The sequence below is a fragment of the Sphingobium abikonense NBRC 16140 genome (assembly GCF_001598335.1).
GTDB lineage: Bacteria > Pseudomonadota > Alphaproteobacteria > Sphingomonadales > Sphingomonadaceae > Sphingobium > Sphingobium abikonense.
Genome location: NZ_BCYT01000004.1, coordinates 60,554 through 84,510, shown reverse-complemented (window position 1 = coordinate 84,510; position 23,957 = coordinate 60,554). Strand labels below are relative to the sequence as shown.

The window sequence follows — 23,957 nt, the reverse complement described above, 5'->3', positions numbered from 1 at the left end:
TCCTCAGCCCTTGGCCTTGGCGGTGCCGGATTGCGGCTTGTCGCCGGCCAGCCGCACTTTTGCTCCGTCGCTCAATTTGACGACACCTTCGGTCACGATGGGCTGACCGGCTTTCACGCCGCCCAAAATCTCGACCATGCCGTTCTGGCGCATCCCGGTCTTGACCTTGACCCGCTTGGCGGTGCGGCCGTCAAGCGCAAAGACGTAACGATCCTCGCCATCGCCCACCACGGCCAACTCCGGCACCGCCAGCGACTCTCGCTGGCTCGCCTGGACGCTGACGGTTAGCAACATGCCGGGCTTCAGTTTCTTTTCCCCATTGGGCAGGATAGCCCGGACCCTGACCGCGCGCGTGGCCGGATCGATCACAGGATCGATGGTGGCGATCGTGCCCCTGAACGGCTGGTCGGGCCAGGCGGCGGACACGGCGTCGATCGGCATGCCTTCGCGGATCATCGACAGCTGGGTTTCGGGAATGGTGAAGTCCAGCTTGATGCGACTGATGTCACTGACGGTCGCTATCGCCGTGCCGGCCGGGATGATCGCGCCCGGCGATATGGTGCGCAGGCTGACCCAGCCGCCGAAGGGCGCACGGATCACCCGGTCGCTGATCGCGGCGCGCGACTGGTCGGCCGCGGCCTTCGCCGCATTGGCGAGCGCCAGCTGCTGGTCGAGCGATGCGGCCGTGGCAAAGCCGCGCGCCTTCAGCGCCTCGATGCGCTCCAGCTGCTGGCTGGCCTGGCGCGCCTGCGCCTGCGCAGCGGCCAGTTCCGCTTTTTCCTGCGCGACCGCCATGGTGGCGATCACCTGGCCACGGCTGACGAAGCCGCCATCGGCAAAGTTCACGGACTCAATGCGTTCCGTCACGGGCGCGGACAGCACGACCTGTTCATTGGCGAGCGCCGTTCCGACCGCTTCGACCCGATCGGTGAAAGTAGCCTTGGCGATCGGCTTGACCGTGACGAGCGGCGCGGCGCGTTGGGGCTTTTGTTCTTCGCCGCTGCAACCGGCAAGACAAAGGGCGCTGAGAAATAGGGGCAAAATAAGGCGCATGATGAGGGGCTATCGGGCCTTTCCTCGCGACACAAGCTGACCCTTGGTCGCGGTCTGTATCATTATGTATCGACGGCGGGAACGAAGCTGGCGCGATTATCCGCCAAGCCTGGCATGCAGAAGAAATTCGATATTGCCCTGCGGACCGGTAATGGGACTTTGCGTCAGTCCTGCGACGGTCCATCCCTGCGTCGTCACCCACTCCTGCACCTCCGTGCAGACGCGATCATGAACGGTGGGATCGCGCACGACGCCATTCTTGCCAACCTCCTCCCGGCGCGCTTCGAACTGCGGTTTGATGAGCGCGACGAGGTGCGCGCCGGGGCGGGCAAAACCGATGGGCTTTTCCAGCACCTTGGCCAGGCTGATGAAGCTGGCGTCGCATACGATGATATCGACGGGCTCTGGAATATGGGCATCGGTCAGGATGCGGGCGCTGGTCTGTTCATGCACGATGACGCGGTCATCGCTGCGCAATTTCCAGGCGAGCTGGTTGGTCCCGCTGTCGACGGCATAGACCTTGGCCGCGCCCTGCGTCAGCAGCACGTCGGTAAAGCCGCCGGTGGACGACCCGACATCGATCGCGACAAAAGCCGTCACGTCGATCGCGAACGCCTTCAGCGCGTGGGCGAGCTTGACACCGCCGCGCGATACCCAGGGATGATCGCGCCCGCGCACGTCCAGCGCCGCATCCGCCGGCACCTGCTGCCCTGCCTTTTCCACCTTGCGACCGCCCAGAAAAACCAGCCCAGCCAGGATCAGCGCCTGCGCCCGCGCCCGGCTTTCCGCAAGGCCGTTATCGACAAGCAGCTGATCGGCGCGAACCTTGGCCATCAGCGCACCAGCCCGGTGAGCGTCGCAGGCGTCAGCAGCTGCGGCAGCACGACGGCCTCTTTCCCCGGCGCATACCAGAGATAGAGCGGCACACCCGAACGCCCCTGGCTTTCGAGGAAACGGGTGATGGCGGGATCGGCATTGGTCCAGTCGCCGACCATGACAGTGACGCCAGCCTTGTCGAACGCCGCGCGCACCTCCGCCCGGTCGATGGCGGCGGCCTCATTGGCCTTGCATGTCAGGCACCAGTCGGCGGTGAAATAGAGGAAGACCGGCTTGTTCGCGGCGCGCAGCCCATCCAGTTTCTCGACGGCGAAGGCGACAGAAGTGGCGCTGTTTTCAGCCCTTGGCGGGGCGGTGGCGGGCAAGGCGATCGCGGCCCCGGCCAGCAATGCCAGCGCGCCGATTCCGGCGATCAGACCGCCGCCTTTCCCCCCATGCTGCCGCGCGCCCAGCCACCAGAGGAGCAGCGCCAGCAGCAGCGCCGCGCCAAGGCCAATGGTCATGCCCGAAACGCCGCGTTGCTGGCCCAATAGCCATGCAAGGCCGAGCGCCGTCAGGAACATCGGCACCGACAGCAGCTTCTGGAACCGGCCCATCCAGGCGCCGGGGCGCGGCAGGCGGCTGCGCAGCGCCGGGATATAGGCCAGCAGCAGGAAGGGCAGCGCCAGGCCAAGGCCAAAACCTGCGAAAATGGCGAGAGCTGCGGCCAGCGGCAGCAGCAGCGCGGCGCCCATCGCAGCCGCCATGAATGGCCCGGTGCAGGGCGTCGCCACGAAGGCGACCAAGACGCCGGTCCAGAAGGCGCCCATTGCTCCGCCCTTGCCCGCCAGGCCGTCGCCGCCGCCAAAGGGCCGCAACTCAAACAGGCCAGCGAGGTTGAACGCGATGGCGCTGACGAGCAGCAGCAGCGCCAGAATGACGCGGGGGTCCTGCAACTGGAACGCCCACCCAACGGCAGTTCCCGCCGCGCGCAGGGCAAGCAGCAGGCCCCCCAGCGCAAGGCAGGTGAGGACGACGCCAGCCGCATAGGCCAGTGCCTCCCGCCGGACGCTGCGTTCGTCACCGCCCGCTTTGGCCAAGCTCATCGCCTTCAGCCCCAGAATCGGAAAGACACAGGGCATGATGTTGAGCAGCAGGCCGCCAAGCAAAGCGCCGCCCAGCGCCGCCAATATGGCGCCGGCCTGCCCTGCGGCTTGCGGGTCTTCGACCGCCCCCGGAACCGCCGTGAGCAGGAAGCCGACATGGTCGCCGGTCCGCAGCACCGCCTGCACCTGTTCGCCCCTGATGCCTTCGCCCGCCGGCATTTCGATAACCATCTGGTTATTCGTTCGGGTTACGGTCTGCTCGGCGGCATAAGGGGCCAGCCCTTCGGTCAGGGCGAACAGATGCACGTCCTGCGCCGCCGCCTCTGCCGGGAAGGGAACTGCGATGCGCAGCTGGCCGTCCTTGACCTCGTAGTGCGCCTGTGGCCCCAACGGCCGGGGCAGGTGCGTCCGCCAAGTATCGAATCGCGCCCGCTGTGCAGGCGCGACTGCGCCATCGCCTGCGACCAGATCGAGCCGTAGCATCCCGCTTTCGGGCACGCACACCTTGTCGGTGCAGGCCAGCCACTGTGCCCTGGCCACGACCGGCAGGCGGGTGCCGGGCTGCACGTCACGGGCGACCTTCAGATCGGCCAGGATCGCATAGGGCCCTTCATAGACATGGTTCATCAGGCCCGAAATCAGCAGCGTCTCGGGCACCGGATAGCGCAGCGGGCCGACCGTCACCCCCTTGGGCAAGGTCCATTGCACGGTCATGCCAAGGCCTGCGTCCCCGGGATTTTCCCAATAGCCATGCCAGCCCGGTTCGGGCGTCATGGCAAAGGCAATCGCAGTCGCGCCGCCAGGCGCGGGACTGTCGCTTTCACTGTCCAGCTGCGCCGCGATATGAGCGGGACCGCCCCCGAACGCGCCCTGCGCCCATGCGGCGGGATGGAGCGCCAGCAGCGCAAGCGTCATGACGATGACTTGAAAAATCCGCATCGGGCCTCTGGTCGGGTGGGTGCTTGGGGGCTAGGTCGCTCCCTATCCGCCGTCAAGGCAAGAGAAGGTTACAGCTGATGTTGAAAAGAGTCGCCGCCGCTTTGTTGCTCGCCACCGCCATCCCCGTAATGGCGCAAGGCCCTGCCCCGGCGCCCGCAAGCACCGTGCCTGCGGCCCCGCCCAAGCTGATCGTCGCCATATCCGTCGACCAGTTTTCGGCTGACCTCTTCAGCGAATATCGCCAATATTATGCCGGCGGTCTCAAGCGGCTGACGGAAGGCGCGGTTTTCCCACGCGGCTATCAAAGCCATGCCGCGACCGAGACATGCCCCGGCCATTCGACCATTCTGACTGGCAGTCGCCCGTCGCGCACCGGCATCGTCGCCAACAACTGGATCGACCTGGGCACCGCGCGCGCCGACAAGACGGTCTATTGCGCGGAGGATGAAAGCCAGCCGGGCAGCAGCAGCGACAATTATGTCGCCTCGCCCATGCACCTCAAGGTCCCGACGCTCGGCGGTCGCATGAAGCTGGCCAATCCCGCGACCCGTGTCGTGTCAATCGCCGGCAAGGATCGGGCCGCGATCATGATGGGTGGCCCGACCGCCGATCAGGTCTGGTGGCTGGGCGGTCCGCAGGGCTATGTCAGCTACAAGGGCATCGCCACGCCCCCGTTAGTGGCCAAGGTCAACGAGGCCATGGCGCAGCGCCTGGCGCAGGCCAATCCGGGCTTTGAATTGCCACAGCAATGCGTGTCCAAGGATTTCGCGGTCCGGGCGGGCGACCGCAGCGTCGGTACAGGCCGCTTTGCGCGCGAGGCCGGCGATTTCAAGGCATTCCGCGTTTCGCCGGAACAGGACGCGATGACGCTGGCCTTTGCCGCCGCCGCGATCGAAAGCATGGACCTGGGCAAGCAGGCGCAGACCGACATCATTTCGATCGGCCTGTCGGCGACGGACTATATCGGTCACAGCTATGGCACCGAAGGCACCGAAAGCTGCATCCAGGTGGCGCGGCTGGACCAGGAACTGGGCGCCTTCTTCGACCGGCTGGACAAGGACGGAATCGACTATGCCGTCGTGCTAACCGCCGATCATGGCGGCCATGACCTGCCCGAGCGGCACCGGATGAACGCCATGCCGATGGAAAGCCGGGTCGACGCGGCGCTGACGCCCAAGGCGTTGAACGCCACGATCGCGCAGAAAGTCGGCATGCCGGGCCGCACGCTGATCTGGGCCGATGGCGCGGCCGGCGACCTCTATTTCGATCGGGGACTGTCCGCTGCCGAACGGACAAAGGTGGAAGCCGAAACGCTGAAGCTCCTGCGCGCCCATCCGCAGGTGCAGGCGGTCTTTACCAAGGCCGAGATCGCCGCGACGCCCTCCCCCACCGGACGCCCTGAAAATTGGGGCCTGATCCAGGAGGCGCGCGCCAGCTTCTATCCCGAACGGTCGGGCGACCTGCTGGTGCTGCTCAAGCCCAATATCATGTCGATCCCCGAACGGGCGGTGATGGGCGCGGTGGCGACCCATGGATCGCCATGGGACATGGATCGCCGCGTGCCGATCCTGTTCTGGCGCAAGGGGATGCGACATTTCGAACAGCCATTGGGCGTGGAAACGGTGGACATCCTGCCCAGCCTCGCCGCGCTGATCGCTCTGCCCGTGCCCCAGGGGGAGATTGACGGCCGCTGCCTCGACCTGATCGCTGGCGACGGCGACAGCTGCGCCAGGCGCTGATCGTGCGCCCTGCCCCGGTCAACCGCCGCGCGCGGCGGACCGGGGCAAATGCAGGCAGATTTCCGCGCGCAGGCCGCCGTCCGGGCGGTTTGCCAATATCAATTGACCGCCTTCGGCCGCCACCGCCTTTTGCACGATGGCAAGGCCCAGGCCCAATCCGCGCGTATTGCGCTGGCGCGCATCGTCCAGGCGGGAAAAGGGCCGCAACACTTCCTCCAGCCGCTCGCGCGGAATACCCGGCCCGTCATCGTCGACGCGGATCAGCACCTCCTGCCCCTTGCGCAGCAGCGTGACGCGCGCGCGATCCCCATAATGGAGCGCATTTTCAATGAGGTTGCGCACCGCCCGGCGCAGGGACAGGCCGCGCACTTCCATTTCCAGATGATCGGGTCCGTCATAGCTGACATCCTGATCATGATCCTGAAAGGCGTCTACAACCGTGGCGATGCTGACGGCGATATCGGTTCGCACGACGGGTTCCGGGTCTTTTTCTCCCCCCAGGAAGGCGAGGAGCGATTCCAGCATCGCGCCCATTTCCTCCAGGTCATCCGCCATGGCATCCCGCGTTTCGTCATCCCGGATGGCTTCGAGCCGCAATTGCAGGCGCGACAGGGGCGTGCGCAGGTCGTGGCCCACGGCGGCCAGCGTTTCGGTTCGTTCGTTGATGAGCCGATGCAAGCGTGATTGCATCGCGTTGAACGCGCTGATGAGGTTGCGCACATCGGCGGTGCCCGCTTCCGGCACGATGACTTCGGACCCAAAACCAATGCGATGGGTGGCATGGGTCAGGTCGCGCAGCGGCGCCAGCGTCCGGCGGATCAGCACCCATCCGGCAAGCAACAGCGCCAGCACCGGGATCAGCGCCAGACCCATACGCCCGATTGTGAAGGCCCATTTGCCGCCGCTATGCTGCATCCCGAAATAGAGCCAGCTGCCATCGGCAAGCCGCAGCCCGCCGTTGATTTCCGAGTGGCGGCCGGGGCTCAGCCGCAACCACAGCTGCGAGCGCTCCAAGCTGGGTTCCCAGGCGATGATCTGCCGCCGCATCCGTTCCAGTTCCGGCGACAATGGCGGCGGCGGCGGCGCGGCGGGCGACCAGTGGACGTCATAGCGATCTGTCGTCAGCTGGATGCCCAGCAGGCGACGGTCCTCTGGCGGTTGTTCGGTCAGCAGCTTGCGCGCGATCACCAGATGTTCGGCAAGGCGCCGCGCTTCATCATCCTGCAGATAAAGCTGGCTGGTCCGCTCATAAATCAGCGTGCCAACGGCAAATTCCAGCAGCACGGTCAGCAGCAGGATCGCAAAGAGCCGCCCCAGCAGCCCCAGCGATCCGCGCATATGCCGTTTCAAGCGCGGCTGACTTCGGCGTTGAACATATAGCCGACGCCGCGAACCGTGGTGATCGGCGCGCCCTTGTCCTGCGTGCTGAGCTTGCGGCGCAGGCGGCTGACCAGCACGTCAATGCTGCGGTCACTGCTATCGCCCATGCGCGTGCGGGACAGTTCGATCAGCCGTTCGCGCGCGATGACCCGCTGCGGATGGCTGAGAAAACTGCCCAGAAGGTCAAATTCCGCACCGGTCAGGTCTACGATCGCCCCTGTGGGGGACCGCAGTTCGCGGCGGGGAAAGTTGACGGACCAGCCGTCGAAATGCGCTTCGCTTTCGCGATGTTCGTCCGGCCCACGCTCCACGCCCACGCGGCGCAGGATGGCGCGGATGCGAGCGATGAGTTCGCGCGTACCAAAGGGCTTGGGCAGATAATCGTCGGCGCCAAGTTCAAGGCCGACAATGCGGTCGGTTTCGCTGCCCCGGGCGCTGATGAAAATGATCGGCACGTCGCTCTTGCGCCGGATCTGGCGGCACAGGTCGATGCCGTTGGTGCCGGGCAGCATGACGTCCAGTACGACAAGGTCTACCGGGCCAGCATCGAAGGCCACCCACATTTCGGGGCCGGACGAGGCGGGGCGCACCTGATAGCCATGTTCCTGAAGCGCGCGGGCGGTAAGGGTCCGCAGCGGCGGGTCGTCCTCGACCAGGATGATCGACGGAGCGGTCATGAAAGCGGCTGCTTGGGCAAGAACATGACCGGGAAATAAGCGGCGGCGGATCGACGGTCAACTGGCCCAAAGGGCAAGCCATGGACGATCATGGCCGCAGCAACAATTTGTCACGTCCCGCATACAGCAAAGACCGGACCCGACTGGGCGGGTCCGGCTTTTTTGGGTCAGAAAGCCGCAGTCAAAGAAAAGACGATCTTGCCACGGGCGATGGACGACCCATCGGCGTCCTGGAAATTGGGACGCAGATAATTTTCCTCAACCCGCGCGATATCGGTATCGACATAGGCGACACCGGCGGTCAGCGGCGTGCCGGGAATGGCGACGTCCGCGCCAACCAGCCAGTCGAGATATTTGCCGGTCGGCGCAATCGACGTGCCATTGGGGCCAAGGCCGCTATTACCCTTCGACCAGCCCAGATGCGCCTTGAGCGTGACCGGCGTATTGGGAAGCGCGCCGCTCACGTCGCCCCAGACGTAGAAATTGTCATTCTTCTTGCCGGGACGAAAGACCGTGCAGGCCGCGTCGCTGCATACTTTACCCAAAGCCTCCTGCTTGGGTGCATAGGCGACGCCGACCAGGCCCTTCACCGGGCCGATCTCATGCGACAACTTCACATAGGGTTCAGCGAAATCGGTGTTGTCGGCGCCCGAGGGATACATGTACCAGGTCAGCCCGACGTCAAGCGTCGTCCCTTCACCCAGTGGCACGGCGTAGCCTGCGAACAGGTCAAGCTCCATGTTCGCGCCACCAAAGGTGCCCCATCCCGAAAGATTGGATGCCCATGTGCCGGCATAGACGCCGCTTTCGTGCGAGACCGTGATCCCGCCCTGCACCGCCATACTCTTGTCTGTCTGAGACACGCCGCGGAAGCGATAATCGGAAACCAGGCCGACGCTGCCGGATACGGTGACGGGGCTGGTGGGCTCTTCCTGCGCGAAAGCCGGGGCGCTGGAAAGGAGCGCGAGGGCGGCACAGGCGATCTTGTAATTCATGAACATTCCCCTTTTACGTTGGAATGTTCCGTCCTGCATCCGCCGGTCCGGGAGTCTGTTCGGCGCCCCCGATATCAGCGGATGACGCTTCCCATACGCAATGCTGCTAGAATATTAAACCTATTTTTGCCGCATCTGCGAAAGGAATGGCATTGCTGTTGCGCCGCTGCAACATCCTTGATTGAGCCCTCAACCAAAAAAGTCGCCGCGTTCGGGGAAGAACGCGGCGACCCGGGAGCGTCGCCTGAGGGGGTTCAGCTCAGGCGGCGAACTGGCGCATCTTGCCGGTGGCGCCGAACAGCTCGACCGGATTGCCGGCCTTCCGACGGCGCTCCACCCATTCGCGGACCATTTCCGCGCAGGTGTGGTCGATATGGCCCAGACGCTCGACATTGAGAATCACAAGACCGGCGGCCGGGAGCGATTCCAGCTTCGCCGACAGCTTGGGCAGATTGAGGAAGGTCGCCGTGCCGCGCAGGGCGATTTCATGCGCCTCGCCCCGGCTTTCCTCTTCGACCTTTAGGCCCAGCTTGCGCGCTTGCGGCAGCAATTCGAGCAGCGACAGGCCGATACCGACCAGAACGCCGGTGAGCAGGTCGGTCGCCACGACGCAAATCAGCGTCGCGGCCCACACGATGGCAGGCAGCGGGCCATAGAGGTGGAAAAGATGCTTCACATGCGCGACGCTGACCAGCCGGACGCCCGTGATGACGAGGATGCCGGCCAGCGCGGCCATCGGAATTTCCCGCAGCAGCCAGGGCAGCAGCGCAACGAAGGCCAGAATCCAGATGCCGTGCAGGATGGTCGACAGTCGGGTCTTCGCCCCGGCCTGAACGTTGGCGGAAGACCGGACGATGACGCCGGTCATCGGCAACGCACCGGCAAAGCCGCAGAGCAGATTGCCCACGCCCTGCGCGCTCAATTCCTTGTTATAGTTGGTGCGCACGCCATCATGCATGCGATCGACCGCCGCGGCCGACAGCAATGTTTCGGCACTGGCGATGAAGGCGATGGCGATGGCGGTGGTGATGACGGTTGGGTTGAGCAACTGCGCCATCAGCCCGGCTTCGGGCGGGGTGATCGCGGACAGGATCGATTCGGGCACGACGACGCGCGCGACCGGGAGGCTGAGCGCAAAGGCGACGAGCGTCGCCAGCACGACGCCGACCAGCGCGCCGGGCACCAGCTTCATCGATGCCGGGCGAAACTTCTCCCAGCCCAGCATGCCAAGGATGGTCACCAGGCCCACGGCAAAGGCGGTCGCGGCGTCCTGATTTGTGAGGCCCAAAAGCTGTCCCGGCATTGCAATGAGGTTCGACAGACCACTCGACAAGGGCTTGTCATCGAACAGGACGTGGAACTGCCCCACGACGATGAGCACGCCGATCCCCGCCAGCATGCCGTGAACGACCGCCGGTGAAATGGCGCGAAACCAGCCGCCGACGCGCGCGACACCGGCAACGACCTGAATGGCGCCGGCCAGGATCAGGATCGGGCCGAGCGCGGACAGGCCTTGTTCCCGCACGATTTCGAAGACGATGACGGCAAGGCCCGCGGCAGGCCCGCTGACCTGGAGCGGCGAGCCTGCGAACAGGCCGACGATGATGCCGCCGATGATACCGGTAATGAGGCCCTTTTCCGGAGGCACGCCGGACGCGACGGCAATGCCCATGCAGAGCGGCATCGCCACCAGGAATACGACGATGGAGGCGGTGAAGTCGCGGCTGAACGAGCCGCCGGAAAGGGCTTTAAGCATGGATTACTCCGCGGCTTGCGCGAGGGGTTCGACGCCGGCGAGGCGACGACCGTGGGGCAGCGCGACGGGCAGCTTCTGCCCTTCGCGCAGCGGCATGAAGCGATTGGTTTCGCCATCGAGGCCCAGCACCTGGCCTGCATGAATGTCGACATACCAGCCGTGCAGCGCGATATCGCCACGCGCGATGCCGGACGCCACCGACGGATGCGTGCGCAGATGGGTCAGCTGGACGATGACATTTTCCAGCGCCATGTTGCGCAGCTTTTCCGCATCGCTGATGTCGCTGGGATAGCTGTCGCGGCAGACCTTCTGCGCGGCATGGCTATGACGCAGCCAGGCGGCCACATTGGGCATGGACGTCAGGTCAGCCTCGGTCGCCAGCGCCTTCATCGCGCCGCAGTCGCTATGACCGCACACGATGATGTCACGCACGCCCAGCACCATCACGGCATATTCGACCGTGGCGGTGACGCCGCCCAACTGGCTGGCATGGGGCGGCACGATGTTGCCGGCATTGCGGCAGACGAACAGATCGCCCGGCTGCGCCTGCATGATATGTTCGGGAACGATGCGCGAATCGGCGCAGGATATCATCAGCGCCTTGGGGCTTTGCCCCTGGCTCGCCAATTGATTGTAAAGCGCGTTTTCATTGGGAAACACTTGAGTTTCGAAATTGAAAACGCGGCCGATAAGCTCATTCATGGCGCTATCCTCTTATATCTCGCGGGGGCCGGCGGGGGACGGACCGGGATAGCGTGCACAATAGAGACAGGTTTTTGCTGCGTCGCAGCGGCTTTGTTAAAAACTGTGTCTGACTGTTGCGGTTAGTGCCGCTCGACATTGGCCGCGAACATATAGCCGACGCCCCGGACGGTGACGATCGGCGCAGGACGCCCGCCAGCCCCTAGTTTGCGCCGCAACCGGCTGACCAGCACATCCACGCTGCGATCGGAAGACGCGCCGTCGCGCACTCCGGCCAGTTCCATCAGGCGGCTGCGGGCGATGACGGCGCGCGGATGATCGAGAAAGATTGCCAGGAGCGCGAATTCCGCGGCGGTCAGCACGACCGGCTGCCCGCCCGGCTCCGTCACTTCCCGGCGGGCGAAGTCGACGGTCCAGCCGTCGAACATCGCCTGGCTATGTCGGCGCAGCCCGGTGTTGCGATCGCCGCCGCGGCGCAGAACCGCGCGCAGGCGCGCCGCCAGTTCGCGCGCGGAATAGGGTTTGGCCATATAATCGTCCGCGCCCAGTTCCAGGCCGACGACACGATCCACTTCCGAACTATTGTCGCCTACCAATATGATCGGAACGTGACTGCGTTCACGCACATCGCGGCACAGATCCAGGCCGTCGGCGCCACGCAAGGCCGAATCGAGTACGACGGCGCGCACCGGCGTGGTCGACAGCGCACTGAAAATATCGTTTGCGGTAAGCGCGGGCAACACCCGGAAGCCGCTATGTTCCAGATGGTCACGCGTCGCGCTGCGCAAGTCCTGCCGGGTTTCAGCGATCAGGATGAGTGGTGAATGCATTCGGTCTGCACGGTCAGTTCGTCCTGCCCTGCGGGCATCAATGGCGATGAGGGCCGGCTCTAAATTCCGCGAATGTCTGGCGCATGGGTCGAATGTGACAAAATATTGCTGCGTTGCAAAAACTATGAAGCGGCAGCAACCAACAGCGGAAATGAGGGCGCTGCATTTGACGTCTGTATAAGGTCATCGATCAGTGCAAACAGCCATTGGGCATCCCCTTCCGCCCGATGCCGCACCAGCCCCAGCGAGTCCGCATAAGCCACCGCATTTGCAATCCGGGTGTCATCCGCGCGCTGCTCATCAAACAACATGGTGATATGGTCTATGGCAAAGGGCGTCGACACAGCAGCCGCTGCGGCGAGTTCACCCAGCCAATAGGAATCGAGAAGGCTGTCCGCGATGACCCGTCGCCCCTGCACATGATCGACAAGTTCGGCCAGCACCCGGGCGGCGGGCAGCCCATCGCGCATGATGCGATCGAAGGTCAGGCCATGGACGGCCTCCGCTTCGCGCGTCCAGTCCCAGCCGGCCCAGCGATCGTCGGGGCGGATCAACCAGCTTCGCGACAGACCGCCTCCGGCCACGCCGACCTCGATCGGAAAGGAGCGCCCGTGGCGCGGCAGGCACGACGCCTCGAAATCAAGTGTCAGGATGGTCACGGTACGGCTCCACGAACATCGCGCGACCCGCCCCACCCCAAGCCGGACGTCGCATCCATCATTGCCCGTCGCGCCTTTCCATCTTTCTGTGTCAGGAAAAAGTCAGCGACTGGCGCAAGTCGTCGGCCGGTGCAAAAAAATGGACCGGAAACGGCGGCTCGCGCTTTTCCGTTCAGGCCGCGACACATAAGGACAACAGACGCCCATGACCGTGATAGCCGCCTTTCTCTACCGCAACGGGCAGCGCGTGCGCCGCGTGGCGATCGACGAGCGGATCGACTGCCCCGCCGATAAGTCGGAATTTGTCTGGATCGGCGTGGCCGACCCCACCGCCAAGGAAATGCACACGCTGGCGCGCACCTATAATCTCCATCCGCTTGCCGTGGAGGACGCCCTGAAGGCCAATCAATTGCCCAAGGTCGACCTGTATGGCGACCAGCTGTTTGTGGTCGCGCGCACCGCGCATCTGGAGGAGGAGACAATTTGCTACGGCGAAACGGCGCTGTTCGTCGGCCAGGACCATATCATCAGCGTACGGCACGGGTCAGCGCGCGGCCATGGCATGCTGCGCCAGGAACTGGAGGCCGTGCCGCAGCGGCTGGCGCAGGGCACCGACTATGTGTTGCATGCGATTCTGGACTTCATCGTCGATGGCTATCTGCCGATTGTCGAGGGGATAGAGGACGAAGTGCTGACCATGGAGCAGCAGATGATCGACCATTTCCTGGGCCGGGATGACGTCACGCGTATCTTCAGCCTGCGCCGTCAGCTGATCTGGTTCCAGCGCATCCTCGTGCCAATGCATGAGGTCGCGACCAAGTTCGTGAAGATCGACCTGCCCTGTATCGACGCAGAAGCCCGTCCCTATTTCAGTGACGTGCGCGACCATGTTCGCCGGGTGCAGGTGATGGTGGAGGATCTGCGGGAGATATTGAGCAGCGTGTTCGAATCGTCGAACCTGCTGGAACAGCAGCGCACCGGCGACATCACGCGCCAGCTTGCCGCCTGGGCCGCCATTCTGGCGGTGCCGACCGCCATCGCAGGCATTTACGGCATGAATTTCGAACATATGCCCGAATTGCGCACCCGCTATGGCTATCCGGTCGTGCTGGTCGTGATCGCCTCGCTTTGCACCCTGCTCTATGCCCGCTTCAAGAAATTGAAATGGCTGTGACGGGGCGTCGTCCGTCCGCCATTTAGCCTTGCCATGTTCCCTATATATGGTTCATCGTCCCGCCTGATGATTAACAGGGAGAGTGGGATGCGAGGACTATGGATGATGGGGCTCGGCTGGGCGCTGGCAAGTGCGCCGATCGCAACCTCCGCCCAGCCGGCGCAATGGACCGACGCCACGACCGGGCATCGCATCGTGCGTGTGGATGACAGGCCTGGCAATTATGCCCTATATTTCAATTACAACCCCTTCACGCCCGATGGCCGGCGGATGGTTTATCTGACGCCGGAAGGGATCCGCGTCGCCAGCGTCAGCGACTGGAGCACGAAGTTGGTGCTGAAGGAAAAGATCGACCGGCTGTTGTTCGTCGGCAATCGCGAGCCGGTGGCTTATTATACCACCAACCCAACGGGCGCGGCGGAGAATGAAGGCTCTTCCATCGTCTGGTCCGTCAACCTCGACACCGGAAAGCGGAAGCGCATTGCCGACCTGCCGGGCGGGCGGATCGAATCAATCAACGCGGACGACACGCGTCTTGCCGGCCATGTCGAACTGGAACCCCCGCCACCTGCCATCGCTGCGCAGGGACGCCGGGACCCGAAGACCGGGTCGCCGAGCTATAGCGGCACAGGCCCTGATGGTCGCCCCCTTAGCTTTGCCCAGGCCAAGTCACAGTGGATGGCGGCGCGGCTTGCCGCCGGCGTGCCCATGGAAATCTTTACCATCGACATTCGCACGGGGGAGCGCCGCAGCGTCACCCGGTCGAAGGACTGGCTGAACCATGTGCAATTTTCTCCCAAGGACCCCGACCTGCTGATGTATTGTCACGAAGGGCCATGGGAAAAGGTGGATCGCATCTGGACCATTCGCACTGATGGCAGCGCAAAGACCAAGGTGCATCAACGCCGCTTCCGAGGGGAAATCGCCGGGCATGAATATTGGGCGCCGGACGGCCGCACCATCTGGTACGACCTCATCCAGCCGCAGGGCGTGCGATGGCTGGCAGGTCATGACGTGGTGAACGGCACGCGTCGCTGGCTGCGGATCGCGCCGGGACAGGGAAGCTATCATTATAGTTCGTCCCCGAACGATGCCAGCTTTTCAGGCGATGGCAATGATCAGGGAAAATATATCAGCCTCTTCCACCCTCGGATGGATGACGGCGCGCGGGCGCGCGAGACGTTGGACGGCGGAGCACTGATCGCAACAGGCGCACTGGAAACCGACAGGCTCGCAGACCTGTCGCGTCATGATTACACGCTGGAGCCCAACCAGCATTTCACGCCCGATGGCAAGTGGCTGGTGTTCCGCAGCAATATGGAAGGCAGCCCGGCCATCTATGCGGTGGAGGTCGCTAAGGCGCAATAAGGGATCAAATCCGCCGCTGGCCCGTTCGCCCTTGATGCAAGCCATTGGGGAAGCGAAATGACCGCGATCGATATTCTCGCCAAGCAATTATGGGGCATGTGGGCGGGCTTTGTCGCGCTGGTGCCCAATATGGTGATCGCGCTTGTCATCCTGCTCATCACCTGGGTGGTGTCGCGCATCGCCCGCCGGATCGTTGATCGTGTCACCGGCAAGGCATCGATCCGCGAAAGCCTGAAACAATTGATCCATACAGTCGTGTCGATCGGCGTATGGGTGATCGGCCTTGTCATCGCGGCAACCGTCGTGCTGCCCGGCCTGACGCCGGCCAGCCTGGTCGCGGGTCTGGGCATCGGCACCATCGCGATCGGCTTTGCCTTCCAGGATTTTTTCCAGAATTTCCTGGCCGGCATCCTGATCATGGTCCGCAAGAAGATGCGCATCGGCGACATTATCGAGTGCGAAGGGATCATCGGCCGTGTCGAGCATGTGTCGCTGCGCGAAACCCATGTCCGCAAACTCTCGAACGAACTGACGATCGTTCCCAATTCCACCCTGTTCAAGAACCCGGTGGAGATATTGACCGACGGCGCCCAGCGCCGGCATGAAATCGTCGTAGGCGTATCCTACGACACGGATCTGGAGCAGGCGCGCGACGTCATTCGCTCTGCTATGGAAGGCATCGATATCATCGACCAGGATCGTCGCATCGATATCTTCGCGCGCGAATTCAATTCCAGTTCGATCGATTTTCTGGTCCGCTGGTGGGCAGGGTCAAAGCCCTATGACATGCATGACAGCCGCGACCGCGTGGTGCGCGCAATCAAGGCCGCGCTGGACAAGGCGGGGATCGAAATCCCCTTCCCCTATGTCACGCACACCTTCAAGGCTCCCGTCCCGTTGCAAGGCCAGGCCGAAGACGGCGCCGCCCAGGCCTGAGCCTGGGCGACCGGTTCCAAAAGGGGCATTGATTGCAGCGGCATGCACCGCGCGCCCGGCTTAGACCGTCAGTGCGAATTGAGCGTGCGGAAGACGTCTTCCAATTCCCCGCGTTGGGCCGCTTCGCTCAGATATTTGACGCGCTCGACATGGATTTCGGGCGGCGTGGGCTGCTGCCGGAGCAGCGCCATGGTTTCAGCGATATAGTCCGCCAGCGGCAGGGCGTCGGGATTTTCCGCATGGCCGGGCATCAGGTCTGTCTGAACTGCCGGCGGCACGATTTCGATCACCTCTACGCTGCTGTCATGCAACTGCGCCCGCAAAGACATGGACCAGCTGTGAATGGCCGCCTTCGTAGCACTGTAGGTCGGCGTCGCGGCCAACGGGACGAAGGCAAGGCCCGACGATACCGTCAAGATAGCGGAGGCCGCCTGCGCTTGCAGATGCGGCAGCAGCGCGTGGGCAAGCCTGATCGGGCCAAGCAGATTGGTGGCGATCGTTGCTTCCGCTATGTCGAGGTCGATCCGCTGCTCCGCCACCATGATGCCCGCATTCAGCACCACCGCGTTCAGTTCCGGGAAATCAGCAATCAGCTTTTGCGCGAAGGCGGGAATCGACGCTGCATCTTCCATATCGAGCGTCACCGCCGCCATGCCCGGATGATCGGCAACGACGGCATCGAGCGCGGCTTGACGGCGTCCGGCAATGATGACCTGATTGCCTGCTTCATGAAATTCATGCGCCAAGGCTGCGCCGATGCCCGATCCACCGCCGGTGATGAGAATAGTGTTGCCTGTCGATTGCATGGCTGGCTCCTTCCAATTGGTCTGGAGCCAAATTGCGCGCTACGCTCTCTTTTGGGAAGAAGGCACCGTATGGTGCGGTAGTCACCGGAAGGTTAGAAATGGCAAAATCTTTGGAAAGTCGGTTCGATGCAGCGGAAATTTCTGAGGCGAAGCGCTATCTGGATGCCGTTCCGCCCAGCGATATCGATCCGCGGGTGGAGCGACTCGTCAACCAATTGATCGGCCGAGTCGCCGACAAATGGACCATGTTGATCCTAGAACTGCTCGAGGAAAAAGGCACGCTGCGCTTCACGCAGATCGGGCGGGCGGTCGACGGCATCAGCCAGAAGATGCTGACCCAGACGTTGCGTCAGATGGAACGGGACGGACTGCTCACCCGAACCGTTCACCCCGTGGTGCCCCCGCGCGTTGATTATGCGCTGACGCCGCTTGGCAATAGCCTGAGCGCAGCCTTTTGCGGCGTCTGGGTCTGGGCCGAGCGCAATCTCGACATGGTGGAAGCCGCGCGCGTCCGGTTCGACGCGCGCGGCTGATACCCCTACTCGCCGGTCGTCGGCAAGGGCTGGACTTCCAGACGTGGCGGAGCGCTATTCTCCGGCAAGGTCCGCGCGGGCGCGGGCGGCCCGCTGATCGCGCTAGATGAGGACGGCGGCAGAGGCTGCACGGTCGCTGAGGACGGAACCTCCGCACCAGTGGCGCCCGGCAAAGGCTGCACGGTTGAGGACGACGGGACAGTCCCCGCCGCGTCATCAGGTGGCGGCGCTGTCGCTTCGAGCGCGCTTGTATAGCTCGGCTGCCATCCCGGCGGCGGCGCTTCCCCCGGCGGCTTGGGCGGTGGGGGCAAAGGCGTCGGCGACACGATGACCGTCACCGTCGCGCCAAAGCGCGACTGCCATTCAGCCAGCCGCCGCAGATAATCCTCATAGGCGGCGTAAAATTCCTGAAACGGCTTTTCCAGTTCCTCCAGCCATTTCGGCGCCATTAGCAGCAATTGCGAAGAGGGCGTCGAAAGCACCTTCGCGCCTACGGTCACGGCGACCGGACAAAAATGCTTGATGACCGGCGGCAGGGCGAAGAAATTATACACGACGGTGTTGAGCCGCTCGCGCGATCCGATCGCCGCATTGCCATAGGCGACCTTGTAGTTGCGATCCACGGCCGCGTTGGCGGTCTTGAGCACCTGACCATGGACCGACAATATCTGGTTATACTGGTTGCGCGCGGTCGCCCCATATTTGTCGCAGTTGAGCGCCGCGACGTTAAGCGCCATGCGGACATGCCAAAGCGCGGTGTTGGACGTGACGCCCCGGTTGGCGGTCAGATATTTTCCGTCTTCATCCTTGGTCGGGATAGACATGCCTTCCGCGGCATTGTCCGGTGGCACAGGACGCACGGTCGGCACCACGACGGGAGGCGGTGTGGGTGGCGGCGGTGGCGGCGGTGTCGAACAGGCGGCAAGAACCGCCAGCGACACCAGCGAAATCCGGCCTAATAGTCGGCGCGAGACGAACATCACATTCTCCGAGAGGAAGACAGGCCGGTCATGCCGGGCAGTGGACTTGAGGGGAATATGCCCAACACTCGGTTTACCGCAAGGTTTCAGGCAGTTCGCCGCGCCAGTGCCCGCGCGGCCTCTTCCATCAGTTGCGCGATGATGCTGGCTACGGGTTCCTCCTTCGTCACCATCCCGACCGATTGACCCGCCATCAGCGACCCCCCTTCGACATCGCCATCGATCACCGCGCGGCGCAAGGCGCCCGCCCAATAATGTTCGATCTGCAATTGCGCCTCCATCATTTCGATGGTGCCGCTGTCGAGCAGGTTCGCCACTTCCCGCTGCTTGGCGGTGAAGCTTTCCGTGCCGGCATTTTTGAGCGCGCGGACCGGGATGACGGGCAGCCGGGCGTCAATCTGGACGCTGGCCACTGCGTCGCGCGCGGAAGCGCGGAAAAAGGCTTTCTTGAAATTGGGGTGCGCGATGCTTTCGGTCGCGCAGGCGAAACGGGTGCCAAGCTGCACGCCCGCCGCCCCCATTTCCAGATAGGCGGCAATCGCCTCGCCCCGACCGATGCCGCCCGCGACAAAGACGGGCACCTGCCCTGCCATGTCTGGCAGGATTTCCTGCGCCAGCACACTGGTGGAAACAGGGCCGATATGACCGCCGGCCTCCATGCCTTCGACCACGAGCGCGTCGACGCCCGATCGCACCAGCTTCTTGGCCAGGCTGAGCGCGGGCGCGAAGCAGATCAGTTTCGCGCCCTTTTGCTTGATCGCCTCGACGCTGCCCTTGGGCGGCAAGCCGCCGGCCAGCACGACATGGCCGACATCATGGCGCGCGCAAACGTCGATCAGGTCGAACAGCTGGGGATGCATGGTGATGAGGTTGACGCCGAATGGACGGTCGGTCAGCGCCTTGGTCGCCGCGATCTCCGCATCCAGAAGCTCCGGGGTCATCGCCCCGCAGGCGATCACGCCAAAGCCGCCGGCATTGGATATCGCCGCGACCAGATTGCGTTCGCTGACCCAGCTCATCGCGCCGCAAAGGATAGCGGTTTCGCAGCCCAGAAAATCCGTGCCGCGAGCCATGAGGGAGGCGAGTTTGGCGGTGGTCATGTCTCTATACTTCTTGTCGTCATCCCCACGCACGCAGGGATCCACCTCCCGGCGCTGCGACCGGGGATGGGATGTGAGATGGAAACCCGCCTTCGCGGGAATGACGCGTTTAGTAAAGGGGGAAGATCAGGCCGCAGCGGCATCGAGCCCGTAGGCGGTGTGCAGGACACGCACCGCCAGTTCAGTTTCATCCTCGTCGATCAGCACGCTGACCTTGATCTCGCTGGTGGAGATCGCCTCGATATTGATGCCACGATCGGCCAGCGTCTTGAACATCGTGGCCGCGACGCCCGCATGGCTGCGCATGCCGACGCCCACGACGCTGATCTTGGCGACTTCGGTGTCGGTGATGATGCGGCGAAAGCCGATCTCTTCCTGGCGCGCCTCCAGAATGTCGACGCTGCGCGCCAGGTCGGCGCGCGGCACGGTGAAGGTCACGTCGGTTTCTTCCGTGTCCTTGCTGTCATTCTGGATGATCATGTCGACATTGATCGCCGCATCCGCCAGCGGCGTGAAGATGCTCGCCACCGCACCCGGCTTGTCGGGAACGCGCGTGACGATGATCTTCGCCTCATTCTTGTCATGAGCGATGCCGGTGATGAGCTGACGTTCCATCTTCGTTTCCTTGAGCTTGGCTTCCAGGTCCTCGTCGCTCACGATCAGCGTGCCGGGAAGGTCATCCTGGGTGGGTTCATCGAAGGAAGAAAGCACCTGCACGACCACGCCTTCCTTCATGGCGAGGCCGACCGAGCGGGTCTGGAGCACCTTTGCGCCGACCGAAGCCAGTTCCAGCATCTCCTCATAGGTGACAAGGTCGAGCTTGCGGGCGCGAGCGACGATGCGCGGGTCGGTGGTGTAGACGCCGTCCACGTCGGTATAAATGTCGCAGCGATCGGCCTTGATCGCCGCCGCCACCGCGACCGCCGACGTGTCGGACCCGCCACGCCCCAGCGTCGATACCCGGCCATCGCCCATCATACCCTGAAATCCGGGGATGACCGCGACCTGCCCAGCCTGCATCGCAGCCACCAGCGCGTCGGTTTCGATAGTCGAAATGCGCGCCTTGGCATGCGCCTCGATCGTGCGGATTGGCAATTGCCAGCCCAGCCAACTGCGCGCGTCCACGCCCATCGCCTTCAACGTCATCGCAAGGAGGCCGCTCGTCACCTGCTCGCCCGAGGCCACGACGACGTCATATTCGGCCGGGTCGTAAAGGGCTGAGGCTTCCTTGCAAAAGCCGACAAGGCGATCCGTTTCACCAGCCATGGCGGAGACGACGACCGCGACCTCATGCCCCTGGCTCGCGACATATTTGACGCGCGCGGCAACATTGCGAATTCGCTCCATCCCCGCCATGGAGGTGCCGCCGAATTTCATCACGATGCGCGCCATTTGTGTGCCGAACCTTGCCGTAAATGTGAAAGAATATGTCCCAAAGGGGCAAAACGGCGCCTCTATTAGCAGTCGCGGCGGATATGGCAAGTAATCCCCAAGATCGTCGAGCCGCCCATGACATTCGCCCGATCAAACGCCAGCCTCGCTACGGCCAACCGTCGCTTTGCCGCTGGCGCGCCGGCTGCTAGAAGCGCGTTGTCCGCAGATGAAGGTAGATATGGCTGACGGTATTCAAGCGACGATCGATCCAAAGGAAGCGGCGCATTTCGGGGCGATGGCCGCCGATTGGTGGGACCCGCGGGGATCGAGCGCGATGCTTCATAAGCTCAATCCCGTGCGGCTGCGCTATATTCGCGCTGCCATCGACCAGCATTGGCCAGGGCAGGAAAAGGCCTTCCGACCATTGGAAGGCAAATCTGCCCTGGATGTCGGGTGCGGTGCCGGGCTGCTGACGGAACCGCTTGCCCGGCTGGGCGCGTCGGTCACGGGGCTGGATGCGGCGCCGGAAAATATCGCGGCGGCGCTGGGTCATGCCAAAGGGCATGGGCTGACCATCGACTATCGCGCCACGCCGGTGGAAGAGCTGGCGGAAAGCGGTTTTGACCTGGTGACGTCGATGGAGGTTATCGAGCATGTCGCCGATCCGGCCGCGTTCGTGCGCGCGCTGGCGAGCAAGGTTTCGCCTGACGGGCTGCTCATCCTGTCCACGCCCAACCGGACGCCATTGTCGCGCATCGCCATGATTACCGTGGGCGAAAGCATTGGCGGGATTCCGAAAGGGACACATGACTGGGACAAATTTCTGACCCCCGACGAACTGACCGCATTGCTGGACGACGCGGGGCTGGAGGTCATCGACAGCAGCGGATTGAGTTTCGATCCCGCGCGCGGCTTTGCCCTGTCCGCGAACAAGGCGATCAATTATCTGCTAACCGCGCGGCACAAGGGCTGATCAGCGGAAACGCTGGGGCCGGTACAGGTCGACAGGCAGGCTGGAAATTGCGGGCGGCAATGGCGACTGCGTGATTAGCGCCTGCCCCAGAAGCGCGGCGGCCGGTGCAGTCTGGATGCCAAACCCCCCCTGCCCGGCGAACCAGAAAAAGTTAGGCTGCGCGGGGTCGGCCCCATAAACCGGCGCGCGATCGGGCGCAAAGCTGCGCAGACCCGCCCAGCGATGCTCAATCCGTTCGACCGGCCAGTCCACCACCTCCTCGAACCGGGCGACCGCCTGCGCCACTGCCAATTCCTCGGGCGCGGCGTCGCATGGCGGCGACGGAGCTTCATCATGCGGGGTCAGCCAGACGCGACCCGGTCCTTCCGGCTTGAAATAGAATCCTGCCCGCAAATCCATGATGAGCGGCAGGTCGGCCGATGGCATGGCGGGCACGCTCAATTGCACCACAGTGCGGCGCAGGGGCGTGATGCCGATGGGTGCGACGCCGCTGCGGATGGCGACATCATCCGCCCAAGCGCCGGCAGCATTGACCAGCAGCCCACATTGCACGACGCCCTGAGACGTCCGGATACACCAGCCGCCTTCATCGGGTCGCGCCGATTCAAGCCTCGCATTCAGCCATATGTCGCCACCGTTTGCGGCGAAGCGGCGCAGATAGGCCTGATGCAGCGCGGCCACGTCGATGTCGCGGCAACTCTCCTCCATCACGCCGATGGTCCAATCCGGCCGCAGGCCCGGCACCAGCGGCGCTGGATCGACGGAGTCCAGCTCGACCTTGCCAGCGAATCGGGTCAGCAGGGCGTTGCGCAGTGCTTCGTCGCCAGCGCGCCCCACATGCAGCGTCCGCCGCGGCGAGAGGAAGCTGCGATCGTGAAAACCGGGATCAGGAGACGCCAGCAACGGCCCGGACGCGGTGGTCAGCGGCTGCACTGCCGCGCCGCCATAGGTTTCTTCCCAGAACGCCACGGACCGACCGGTGGCATGATAGCCCGGCTGCGGCTCCATCTCCACAATCAGGACGCTGGCATCGGCCGCAAGATACGCGCCCAGGCTCGCGCCCGCCATGCCGCCACCGATAATGACGATATCATAGGTCTTCAACGTGCCGTCTCGTCCAGAAACGCCTCGATCCGGGCGAACGCATCAAGCCGCACCGGGTCCAGCTCCCGCAGAATTTCATGCGCCGCCTCGCGGCCATAGACATGCAGGCGCGCGGTGGGCAATCGGGCGGCAAAGCGGCGGATCGCAGCCGTCGACACCAGCTGGTCGGTTTGCGCCGCCAAGATCAGCATGGGGCATTGAATGCGCGACAGTCCATCGCCCTGCTCCAAGGCGCGCGTCGATTCGAGCGCCTGGTTGACCCAGGACCAACTGGGCGGTCCCAAGGCGATCTCCCGGCTATGGTCGCGCCACCAGATTTCGTCGGCATAGCGTTCGGGATCGTGAGTCAGCCGCTTCTGGCGCATGCGGCGCTGGCGTTCGGATTCCTCCTTTTGCGTCCAGGCGCGCCTGTCTCCCAGGCCGCGCCACAGCATCAGGCGCGTCAGGGCGACCGCCAGCCAGCGCGGCATCGGCCCTGTCTGCAACCCGAGCATCGGCGCGGTCAAAATGGCGGCGTCGGGCTGCGTCATGCCTTCGTTGAGCGCGCGCAGCAGCATATGCCCGCCCATCGAATGCCCCAGCATCGCGGTCGGCCCTTCGCCATCCGCACGCCAGTCCCGTGCAAGGTCGCGCAGGTCCGTGATATAGTCGGCGAAGTCGGGAATATGCCCGCATAGCGGATCGTCCGTCAGCCGGCCCGACCCGCCCTGCCCGCGCCAGTCGAACGCGGTGACGGCCCAGCCACGCCGCGCCATATGGTCGATCAGTTCAAGATATTTCTCGATCATGTCGCCACGGCCATTGATGACCAGCAGTCGACCGCGCGCACCATCGCCCAGACGATAGCGACGGATCGGCCAGCCGTCCCGCGCATGCCAGAAGTCCAGCCGCCCGTTCATCGGCCAGGCCCGCCGGTCGAACGGCTGGGAAGCGGGGAATAGCGGCGAATCCATCGCG

At 64.0% G+C, this 23,957-nt stretch carries 22 protein-coding genes; 6 read left to right on the top strand and 16 right to left on the bottom strand.

Annotated elements, in window-relative coordinates; all coding sequences use genetic code 11:
• Positions 1 to 3: 3 nt before the first annotated feature.
• The 3 genes from SAB01S_RS05955 to SAB01S_RS05945 all read right to left on the bottom strand — a co-directional run bounded on the left by SAB01S_RS05955 (position 4) and on the right by SAB01S_RS05945 (position 3,914).
• Complete coding sequence (locus SAB01S_RS05955) at positions 4 to 1,053, bottom strand: efflux RND transporter periplasmic adaptor subunit (protein WP_062732189.1); 1,050 nt, start codon at positions 1,051 to 1,053, stop codon at positions 4 to 6.
• Between the two features lie 96 nt (positions 1,054 to 1,149).
• Positions 1,150 to 1,887, bottom strand: coding sequence for a TlyA family RNA methyltransferase (locus SAB01S_RS05950; protein ID WP_062732188.1), 738 nt, complete (start codon positions 1,885 to 1,887; stop codon positions 1,150 to 1,152).
• Positions 1,887 to 3,914 (bottom strand): protein-disulfide reductase DsbD family protein, encoded by a 2,028-nt coding sequence (locus SAB01S_RS05945; protein ID WP_062732187.1) that lies wholly within the window; start codon positions 3,912 to 3,914, stop codon positions 1,887 to 1,889. Before SAB01S_RS05945 ends, SAB01S_RS05950 begins: the two co-directional genes overlap by 1 nt.
• 77 nt (positions 3,915 to 3,991) lie before the next feature.
• Between SAB01S_RS05945 and SAB01S_RS05940 the strand changes: the two genes are divergently transcribed.
• Entirely contained in the window at positions 3,992 to 5,653 is a 1,662-nt protein-coding gene (locus tag SAB01S_RS05940) for an alkaline phosphatase family protein (protein WP_062732186.1), read from the top strand.
• A gap of 18 nt (positions 5,654 to 5,671) precedes the next feature.
• On the opposite strand, the gene SAB01S_RS05935 is transcribed toward SAB01S_RS05940, so the two are convergent.
• The 7 genes from SAB01S_RS05935 to SAB01S_RS05905 form a co-directional block, all read right to left on the bottom strand.
• Complete coding sequence (locus SAB01S_RS05935; protein ID WP_062732185.1) at positions 5,672 to 6,991, bottom strand: ATP-binding protein; 1,320 nt, start codon at positions 6,989 to 6,991, stop codon at positions 5,672 to 5,674.
• An 8-nt stretch (positions 6,992 to 6,999) separates the two neighbouring features.
• A complete protein-coding gene (locus tag SAB01S_RS05930) occupies positions 7,000 to 7,710 on the bottom strand; it encodes a response regulator (protein WP_021226868.1) in 711 nt (236 codons plus the stop codon).
• A gap of 167 nt (positions 7,711 to 7,877) precedes the next feature.
• Entirely contained in the window at positions 7,878 to 8,711 is an 834-nt protein-coding gene (locus SAB01S_RS05925) for a TorF family putative porin (RefSeq protein ID WP_062732184.1), read from the bottom strand.
• A 253-nt stretch (positions 8,712 to 8,964) separates the two neighbouring features.
• Positions 8,965 to 10,461: a SulP family inorganic anion transporter gene (locus SAB01S_RS05920; protein WP_062732183.1), complete on the bottom strand. Its 1,497-nt coding sequence runs from the start codon at positions 10,459 to 10,461 to the stop codon at positions 8,965 to 8,967.
• Between the two features lie 3 nt (positions 10,462 to 10,464).
• Positions 10,465 to 11,163, bottom strand: coding sequence for a carbonic anhydrase (locus SAB01S_RS05915; RefSeq protein WP_062732182.1), 699 nt, complete (start codon positions 11,161 to 11,163; stop codon positions 10,465 to 10,467).
• A gap of 122 nt (positions 11,164 to 11,285) precedes the next feature.
• Positions 11,286 to 11,993: a winged helix-turn-helix domain-containing protein gene (locus SAB01S_RS05910; RefSeq protein WP_062732181.1), complete on the bottom strand. Its 708-nt coding sequence runs from the start codon at positions 11,991 to 11,993 to the stop codon at positions 11,286 to 11,288.
• A gap of 122 nt (positions 11,994 to 12,115) precedes the next feature.
• Entirely contained in the window at positions 12,116 to 12,652 is a 537-nt protein-coding gene (locus tag SAB01S_RS05905) for a 3'-5' exonuclease family protein (protein ID WP_062732180.1), read from the bottom strand.
• Between the two features lie 205 nt (positions 12,653 to 12,857).
• Here SAB01S_RS05905 and SAB01S_RS05900 point away from each other — a divergent pair, with 205 nt between their 5' ends.
• The 3 genes from SAB01S_RS05900 (at position 12,858) to SAB01S_RS05890 (ending at position 16,130) form a co-directional block, all read left to right on the top strand.
• On the top strand, positions 12,858 to 13,826 hold the full coding sequence (locus SAB01S_RS05900) for a magnesium and cobalt transport protein CorA (RefSeq protein ID WP_062732179.1): 969 nt from the start codon (positions 12,858 to 12,860) through the stop codon (positions 13,824 to 13,826).
• A 102-nt stretch (positions 13,827 to 13,928) separates the two neighbouring features.
• Positions 13,929 to 15,194: an oligogalacturonate lyase family protein gene (locus SAB01S_RS05895; RefSeq protein WP_062732178.1), complete on the top strand. Its 1,266-nt coding sequence runs from the start codon at positions 13,929 to 13,931 to the stop codon at positions 15,192 to 15,194.
• Between the two features lie 57 nt (positions 15,195 to 15,251).
• Positions 15,252 to 16,130: a mechanosensitive ion channel family protein gene (locus tag SAB01S_RS05890; protein ID WP_062732177.1), complete on the top strand. Its 879-nt coding sequence runs from the start codon at positions 15,252 to 15,254 to the stop codon at positions 16,128 to 16,130.
• A 68-nt stretch (positions 16,131 to 16,198) separates the two neighbouring features.
• Here SAB01S_RS05890 and SAB01S_RS05885 read toward each other — a convergent pair whose 3' ends face one another.
• Positions 16,199 to 16,936: an SDR family oxidoreductase gene (locus SAB01S_RS05885; RefSeq protein ID WP_062732176.1), complete on the bottom strand. Its 738-nt coding sequence runs from the start codon at positions 16,934 to 16,936 to the stop codon at positions 16,199 to 16,201.
• Between the two features lie 98 nt (positions 16,937 to 17,034).
• Between SAB01S_RS05885 and SAB01S_RS05880 the strand changes: the two genes are divergently transcribed.
• Positions 17,035 to 17,469, top strand: coding sequence for a winged helix-turn-helix transcriptional regulator (locus SAB01S_RS05880; RefSeq protein WP_062732175.1), 435 nt, complete (start codon positions 17,035 to 17,037; stop codon positions 17,467 to 17,469).
• Positions 17,470 to 17,474: 5 nt separating this feature from the next.
• Here SAB01S_RS05880 and SAB01S_RS05875 read toward each other — a convergent pair whose 3' ends face one another.
• The 3 genes from SAB01S_RS05875 to SAB01S_RS05865 form a co-directional block, all read right to left on the bottom strand.
• The gene (locus SAB01S_RS05875) at positions 17,475 to 18,449 is read right to left on the bottom strand and encodes a hypothetical protein (protein ID WP_083951191.1); all 975 of its coding nucleotides are present in this window, start codon (positions 18,447 to 18,449) and stop codon (positions 17,475 to 17,477) included.
• Between the two features lie 86 nt (positions 18,450 to 18,535).
• Entirely contained in the window at positions 18,536 to 19,549 is a 1,014-nt protein-coding gene (locus SAB01S_RS05870; protein WP_062732174.1) for an NAD(P)H-dependent flavin oxidoreductase, read from the bottom strand.
• 126 nt (positions 19,550 to 19,675) lie between these two features.
• Positions 19,676 to 20,941, bottom strand: a complete 1,266-nt coding sequence (locus SAB01S_RS05865) for an aspartate kinase (protein WP_062732173.1) — start codon at positions 20,939 to 20,941, stop codon at positions 19,676 to 19,678.
• A 220-nt stretch (positions 20,942 to 21,161) separates the two neighbouring features.
• Between SAB01S_RS05865 and ubiG the strand changes: the two genes are divergently transcribed.
• Positions 21,162 to 21,896: a bifunctional 2-polyprenyl-6-hydroxyphenol methylase/3-demethylubiquinol 3-O-methyltransferase UbiG gene (ubiG, locus tag SAB01S_RS05860; protein WP_062732172.1), complete on the top strand. Its 735-nt coding sequence runs from the start codon at positions 21,162 to 21,164 to the stop codon at positions 21,894 to 21,896.
• On the opposite strand, the gene SAB01S_RS05855 is transcribed toward ubiG, so the two are convergent.
• Positions 21,897 to 23,000, bottom strand: a complete 1,104-nt coding sequence (locus SAB01S_RS05855; RefSeq protein WP_083951190.1) for an NAD(P)/FAD-dependent oxidoreductase — start codon at positions 22,998 to 23,000, stop codon at positions 21,897 to 21,899.
• A complete protein-coding gene (locus SAB01S_RS05850; protein WP_062732358.1) occupies positions 22,997 to 23,953 on the bottom strand; it encodes an alpha/beta fold hydrolase in 957 nt (318 codons plus the stop codon). The genes SAB01S_RS05855 and SAB01S_RS05850 overlap by 4 nt, the downstream gene beginning before the upstream one ends.
• Between the last annotated feature and the right edge of the window lie 4 nt (positions 23,954 to 23,957).

Bases quoted from the DNA above. Each gene is read 5' to 3' on its own strand.
- SAB01S_RS05910 (WP_062732181.1), bottom strand. From the start codon at position 11,993: ATGCATTCACCACTCATCCTGATCGCTGAAACCCGGCAGGACTTGCGC.
- SAB01S_RS05920 (WP_062732183.1), bottom strand. From the start codon at position 10,461: ATGCTTAAAGCCCTTTCCGGCGGCTCGTTCAGCCGCGACTTCACCGCC.
- SAB01S_RS05880 (WP_062732175.1), top strand. From the start codon at position 17,035: ATGGCAAAATCTTTGGAAAGTCGGTTCGATGCAGCGGAAATTTCTGAG.
- SAB01S_RS05850 (WP_062732358.1), bottom strand. From the start codon at position 23,953: ATGGATTCGCCGCTATTCCCCGCTTCCCAGCCGTTCGACCGGCGGGCC.
- SAB01S_RS05955 (WP_062732189.1), bottom strand. From the start codon at position 1,053: ATGCGCCTTATTTTGCCCCTATTTCTCAGCGCCCTTTGTCTTGCCGGT.
- SAB01S_RS05870 (WP_062732174.1), bottom strand. From the start codon at position 19,549: ATGACCACCGCCAAACTCGCCTCCCTCATGGCTCGCGGCACGGATTTT.
- SAB01S_RS05950 (WP_062732188.1), bottom strand. From the start codon at position 1,887: ATGGCCAAGGTTCGCGCCGATCAGCTGCTTGTCGATAACGGCCTTGCG.
- SAB01S_RS05865 (WP_062732173.1), bottom strand. From the start codon at position 20,941: ATGGCGCGCATCGTGATGAAATTCGGCGGCACCTCCATGGCGGGGATG.
- SAB01S_RS05940 (WP_062732186.1), top strand. From the start codon at position 3,992: ATGTTGAAAAGAGTCGCCGCCGCTTTGTTGCTCGCCACCGCCATCCCC.
- SAB01S_RS05915 (WP_062732182.1), bottom strand. From the start codon at position 11,163: ATGAATGAGCTTATCGGCCGCGTTTTCAATTTCGAAACTCAAGTGTTT.
- SAB01S_RS05875 (WP_083951191.1), bottom strand. From the start codon at position 18,449: ATGTTCGTCTCGCGCCGACTATTAGGCCGGATTTCGCTGGTGTCGCTG.
- SAB01S_RS05900 (WP_062732179.1), top strand. From the start codon at position 12,858: ATGACCGTGATAGCCGCCTTTCTCTACCGCAACGGGCAGCGCGTGCGC.
- SAB01S_RS05895 (WP_062732178.1), top strand. From the start codon at position 13,929: ATGATGGGGCTCGGCTGGGCGCTGGCAAGTGCGCCGATCGCAACCTCC.
- ubiG (WP_062732172.1), top strand. From the start codon at position 21,162: ATGGCTGACGGTATTCAAGCGACGATCGATCCAAAGGAAGCGGCGCAT.
- SAB01S_RS05935 (WP_062732185.1), bottom strand. From the start codon at position 6,991: ATGCGCGGATCGCTGGGGCTGCTGGGGCGGCTCTTTGCGATCCTGCTG.
- SAB01S_RS05890 (WP_062732177.1), top strand. From the start codon at position 15,252: ATGACCGCGATCGATATTCTCGCCAAGCAATTATGGGGCATGTGGGCG.
- SAB01S_RS05930 (WP_021226868.1), bottom strand. From the start codon at position 7,710: ATGACCGCTCCGTCGATCATCCTGGTCGAGGACGACCCGCCGCTGCGG.
- SAB01S_RS05925 (WP_062732184.1), bottom strand. From the start codon at position 8,711: ATGTTCATGAATTACAAGATCGCCTGTGCCGCCCTCGCGCTCCTTTCC.
- SAB01S_RS05885 (WP_062732176.1), bottom strand. From the start codon at position 16,936: ATGCAATCGACAGGCAACACTATTCTCATCACCGGCGGTGGATCGGGC.
- SAB01S_RS05945 (WP_062732187.1), bottom strand. From the start codon at position 3,914: ATGCGGATTTTTCAAGTCATCGTCATGACGCTTGCGCTGCTGGCGCTC.